The organism is Sphingobium sp. (assembly GCF_041987595.1).
Classification (GTDB): domain Bacteria; phylum Pseudomonadota; class Alphaproteobacteria; order Sphingomonadales; family Sphingomonadaceae; genus Sphingobium.
Map to the genome: position 1 here is coordinate 1 of NZ_JBHIWJ010000176.1, position 4,290 is coordinate 4,290.

Genomic DNA, 4,290 nt, shown 5'->3' on the forward strand with positions numbered 1-4,290 from the left:
GGGCCGCGAGGAGCGCCAGATCGCCCGCCTGCGTCAGCTGGCTACCGATGCAAATCTGGACCCCGACTTCACCGAGAAATTCCTGCGCTTCATCATCGATGAGGTGATCCGCCACCATGAGCGGCTGCGCGAAACGCAGGGCTGACCGTCAGGCCGGTTCGGCAATGTCCTGAGCGGGCGACGGCCGCGTCGAGCGGCCCAGCATCACGCCGCCCAGGGCCAGCGCGAAACCGGCCAGCTGCAATGGTCCCAGTCTCTCGCCGAACAGCAGCCACGCTTCGATCGCGGCGAGCGGCGGCACAAGCAGCAACAGCATCGACATGCGCGTCGGCCCCTGATGCCGCACAAGCCAGACCAGCAGCGACAGCCCACCCGCCGAAAGCCCCAGCACGGACCAGCCGAGTCCCAGCCAAAGGATCGGCGCCCCATCCCAGCGATAATCGCCGGCCAGCAGCGTTGCCGCGATCGCCACCAGTGCGCCGCCGCTATTTTGCACCGCGCCCGAAATGGCGATGCCGTCTCCGGCGATAGCGCCCCGCTGGATCAGTGTTCCCCCCGCCATGCCGAGCACCGCCATCACGCCCGCGACCGCAGGCAGAAGGCTGATCCCGCCGGCGCCCGAACGTTCGATAGCGGGCAGCAGGACGCAGCCGACCCCGACAATCGCAATGGCAAGGCCGGCCCAGGCGCGTCCCGGCAGCCGGTCGCCCAGGAAAAGGACGCTTGCCACCGCAACCATCAGCGGCTGAAGCGACCCAATCAGCGCCATGATTCCGGCGGGCATGCCATTGTTGACCGCCCACCAGCTCAGCGTCAGGTAGAAGCCGTGCAGCATCGCGCCTGCGGCCAGGTGCAGGCCCAACCGGCGGCCGCGGGGCAAATGCTGTTTCGCATAGAGAGCCGCTCCCCAGAGCAGCAGCGCCGTGCAGGTGAGGCGCATCGCCAGAATGAGTTCGGGCGCGCCATGCGGCACGACGGCGCGCGCGACGATGAAGCCGGTGGACCAGATCAGGACGAACAACAGGGAAGCAAGCAGAGCGATCATCCCCGCGCCTTTGGCTTATCGCTACCCGCCTGTCGAGTTGCAGAGGCGAACTATTCCCGGCCTGCCCGGATTGCGGCTCCCCCTGCAATGGGTGTGATCGCCACCAGCAGCAAGGACGCCGCGCCGAGAAATTTGAGCGCGGCGCCGCTGCCGTCGCCCAGCGTTCCGGCGCCGAAGATCAGCAACGGCACCGCCAGCGGCAAGGCCAGCAGTCCCGACAGCGCCCCGCTGGACCGCAAGCCAGCGGTCAGCGTCGCCACCAGCAGCCCCAGCGCAGCCAGCGCGGGCGTGCCGATCAGCAAGCCCAGCTCCAGCAGGCCTATGGTCGCGCCATCCAGCTTGAGCAGCGCAGCCGCGGGCAAGGTCGCTATCATCAGCGCCGGGCCGAAGCCCAGCCAGTGCGCGATCAGCCGCGCCAGCACGACCATTTCTTCGCCGATCCCGCGCAGCGCGATCTGGTCCAGCACCCCCGCATCGCGATCCGGCGCAACCAGCCGATCCACGGGCAGCAGGCTGGCGAGCAGCGCGGCGATCCATAACATTCCGCCGCCAGTCCGCCGCAGAAGGGCGGCATCCGGCCCGACCGCAAAAGGATAGAGGCTGGCAACCAGCAGCAGAAAGGCGACGGGCAGCCACAGCCCCGCCGACTGCCAGGCCTGCCGCAGATCGCGCGCGGCAAGGGTCAGCAGCCACGTCATGCCGCATCCTCCCCAGCCCGATAGTCTGCCATGGACAATATGACCGGGGTGACCAGCGGCAGGGGTTGGTGCGACGCGGCCACCACGATGCCGCCCTGCCTCAGATGTCCCGCGACAGCCTCGCCCAACAGCTCGAGCGCCGCATCGTCGAGGCCATTGCCCGGCTCGTCCAGCAGCCAGAGCGGAGCGCGCCCCGCAATCACCCGCGCCAGCGCGGCCCGCTTGCGCTGTCCGGTGGATAGCATCCTTACCGGCACGTCCGCCAGCGGCTCCAGCGCCATCGCGGCCATCGCCCGGTCCAGCGCCCCCGGCTCTGCCTGATCCAGTCTTGCCCAAAAGGCCAGCGCGGCGCGCAGGGGCCGTTCCATGTCCAGCGCCAGCCGTTCGTCGGCCAGTGCAACCCGTCCATGCCGCTCCACCGTCCCGGCCGAGGCGGCCAGCAGGCCCGCGCAGATCCGCATCAGGCTGGACTTGCCGATGCCGTTGGGTCCTTTCAGCAAGGCACTGCCGCCCGGTTCCATGGCGAGATCGACGCCACGGAACAGCAGCCGCCCGCCGCGAACGCAGGCGACGCCCGACAGGCGCAATCCCGTCCGCGTCACAGGCGCACCCGACTCATAGGGTGACCATGTCCTCCAGCACGTGCATGTCGAGATCGGACAGGCCGAAATGATGGCCAATCTCATGCACCACCACATGGGTGATCAGCATGTCGAGAGGCACCCCGGTCTCCACCCATTCGTCCAGCAGGGGACGGCGGAACAGGTGGATGGTCGGCGGCATGTCGCCGGTCTGCGCCGGATCGCCCACCGGGCGGCCGGTGTAGAGGCCGGTCAGGCCGAAGGGATCGTCGATCTCCATGTCCTTCAGCACCTGGGGATCGGCAAATTCCTCGATGAACAGCACCACGTTGGAGAGGTGATCGCGGAAAGGATCCGGCAGGCGTGACAGGGCGTTGAGCGCAAGGCCTTCAATATCCTCGCGCGTCGGCGCAAATCGGGGCAGTTGACCGGTATCGTCCATATTGGAGACATAAAGCATGTTCCGAATCGTCTGGAAACAGCCGAGCCACCGGAAAATGAGTTAATGCCGGCATGCACAAGAAGGAAAAAGCGATGATCGCGAAACTGGATGAGGAAGAACGGGCGCTGGCGCTGAAGGATCTGCCCGAATGGACCCCGGTCCAGAATCCCGATGGCATACGCCGTCTGTTCACCTTCGCGGATTTCGTGGGCGCCTTCGGCTTCATGGCGAAGGTCGCGCTGCTGGCGGAAAAGGCCGACCATCATCCCGAATGGTCGAACGTCTATAACCGGGTGGACATCATTCTCACCACCCATGATGCGGGGGGGCTGTCCCGTCGCGACATCGATCTGGCCACCCGGATCGACGCCCTGCTGTAAGGCTCAGTCCGAAGAATTGCCCTCGATCCGGTTTTCATAGCCGCTGAGAGCGGACATGACGGCCGGGTCATGGGCGTATCGCTGCCGCAGCAGCGCCAGTCGCGCATCGGTTCCGGTGCACAGTTCCGCGATATTTTCCTGCAAATAGGCGAGCCGCTCCGCATCATAGGCTTCCTCGCCGCGGAAATGATCGCAACCGTCGCGGTCGACCATGTAGCGCGTGACCTCGTTCGGGAAAGGCGCCGGATCGGCCGTGCCGTCCGCTGGAGGCAGGTCGGGCACATAGGCTGGTGGAGGAATGTTGACCACCGACGGCTTCATCGGCAGCAGCCTCGGGCCGGGCTTGATCGCGTCCGCCGCGTCGGCGGCAGCCTGCGCATCCCTCGGTTGCGCGGCAGCCGGCGACGCAGGACGATCCCTCGCGGCGGGATCGGTTTCCGGCAGGATCGGGGAACGGTTGCGAGGCGGCGCCATCGGCACCCTGGCGGCGACCTGCGCCGACGGTTCCTCCTTCCTGGCACTGACATGGCCGTCAGGGGCAGGCGAACAGCCTACGACCAGTGCCAGCAACGCCATCGGAAACAGCTTCGCCCCTACGCTCACCCAATCTCCTCTCGCAAACTGGCAATCAAATCAGCGACATGGCCAAGCCGTTTCTCTTCCTCATCAAGGATCGCCATGAAAGCGGTCCGCCTATACTGATGCACGACCTCCTGCGGAAGCCGGTTTGCCGCGGGATATGCTGAAATTACGATATCCAGCAGCCGCTCCACCCCATGGAGCCGCCCCCAGAGATAATCATTTTCCCGATAGGCGCGGCTGAAAAAGGCGCCGAAATTATTGAATTCAATGCCTTTTAGCGTCGCCTCAGCGCCGCCGGACCGAATAGCGCTGCAATCTTCGGGAGAGATGCGATCGACCTTGATAGGGTCATATTCGTCCATCGCATGCCCCTGCAACAGCGGCAAGGTGGCAATGTCGTAAAAGGGGAAGCCGAGATAGGCGAGCAGCATCGTCCTTCGCTCCGCCTTGGGCAGCGCCGCCAGTGCGTCGGCCAGCATCATGTCGGCGGCCTCGTCCCGCCCTTTCAGGCCTCTGAGATCAGCCACCGCCGCCAGCGCGGCGGCCGGATCATTGGGCAATT

At 66.0% G+C, this 4,290-nt stretch carries 8 protein-coding genes; 2 read left to right on the forward strand and 6 right to left on the reverse strand.

Features of this window, described 5'->3' with window-relative positions:
- Nucleotides 1–145 (forward strand): chorismate mutase (locus ACFC3J_RS22250; RefSeq protein WP_375198126.1); only part of this gene is annotated, 145 nt, incomplete at its 5' end.
- Between the two features lie 3 nt (nucleotides 146–148).
- Here the strand turns inward: ACFC3J_RS22250 and ACFC3J_RS22255 are convergent.
- From ACFC3J_RS22255 to ACFC3J_RS22270, 4 genes are read right to left on the reverse strand one after another with little or no spacing between them, the layout of a single operon-like run.
- Nucleotides 149–1,045, reverse strand: coding sequence for a DMT family transporter (locus tag ACFC3J_RS22255; protein WP_375198119.1), 897 nt, complete (start codon nucleotides 1,043–1,045; stop codon nucleotides 149–151).
- 50 nt (nucleotides 1,046–1,095) lie between these two features.
- The gene (locus ACFC3J_RS22260) at nucleotides 1,096–1,743 is read right to left on the reverse strand and encodes a heme exporter protein CcmB (protein WP_375198120.1); all 648 of its coding nucleotides are present in this window, start codon (nucleotides 1,741–1,743) and stop codon (nucleotides 1,096–1,098) included.
- Nucleotides 1,740–2,345: a heme ABC exporter ATP-binding protein CcmA gene (ccmA, locus tag ACFC3J_RS22265; protein WP_375198121.1), complete on the reverse strand. Its 606-nt coding sequence runs from the start codon at nucleotides 2,343–2,345 to the stop codon at nucleotides 1,740–1,742. Before ccmA ends, ACFC3J_RS22260 begins: the two co-directional genes overlap by 4 nt.
- Before the next feature lie 13 nt (nucleotides 2,346–2,358).
- Nucleotides 2,359–2,766, reverse strand: coding sequence for a metallopeptidase family protein (locus tag ACFC3J_RS22270; RefSeq protein WP_375198122.1), 408 nt, complete (start codon nucleotides 2,764–2,766; stop codon nucleotides 2,359–2,361).
- A 92-nt stretch (nucleotides 2,767–2,858) separates the two neighbouring features.
- Here ACFC3J_RS22270 and ACFC3J_RS22275 point away from each other — a divergent pair, with 92 nt between their 5' ends.
- A complete protein-coding gene (locus tag ACFC3J_RS22275) occupies nucleotides 2,859–3,146 on the forward strand; it encodes a 4a-hydroxytetrahydrobiopterin dehydratase (protein ID WP_375198123.1) in 288 nt (95 codons plus the stop codon).
- Between the two features lie 3 nt (nucleotides 3,147–3,149).
- Here the strand turns inward: ACFC3J_RS22275 and ACFC3J_RS22280 are convergent, their stop codons facing one another.
- Both ACFC3J_RS22280 and ACFC3J_RS22285 read right to left on the reverse strand, forming a co-directional pair.
- The gene (locus tag ACFC3J_RS22280) at nucleotides 3,150–3,749 is read right to left on the reverse strand and encodes a hypothetical protein (protein ID WP_375198124.1); all 600 of its coding nucleotides are present in this window, start codon (nucleotides 3,747–3,749) and stop codon (nucleotides 3,150–3,152) included.
- Nucleotides 3,746–4,290: DUF3376 domain-containing protein (locus ACFC3J_RS22285; protein ID WP_375198125.1), on the reverse strand; the 545-nt coding region annotated here is incomplete at its 5' end. The genes ACFC3J_RS22280 and ACFC3J_RS22285, both read right to left, overlap by 4 nt.

What these genes read in the sequence shown, in the direction of transcription:
- ACFC3J_RS22255 (WP_375198119.1), bottom strand. Translation starts at nt 1,045, where the DNA reads ATGATCGCTCTGCTTGCTTCCCTGTTGTTCGTCCTGATCTGGTCCACC.
- ACFC3J_RS22260 (WP_375198120.1), bottom strand. Translation starts at nt 1,743, where the DNA reads ATGACGTGGCTGCTGACCCTTGCCGCGCGCGATCTGCGGCAGGCCTGG.
- ACFC3J_RS22270 (WP_375198122.1), bottom strand. Translation starts at nt 2,766, where the DNA reads ATGGACGATACCGGTCAACTGCCCCGATTTGCGCCGACGCGCGAGGAT.
- ACFC3J_RS22275 (WP_375198123.1), top strand. Translation starts at nt 2,859, where the DNA reads ATGATCGCGAAACTGGATGAGGAAGAACGGGCGCTGGCGCTGAAGGAT.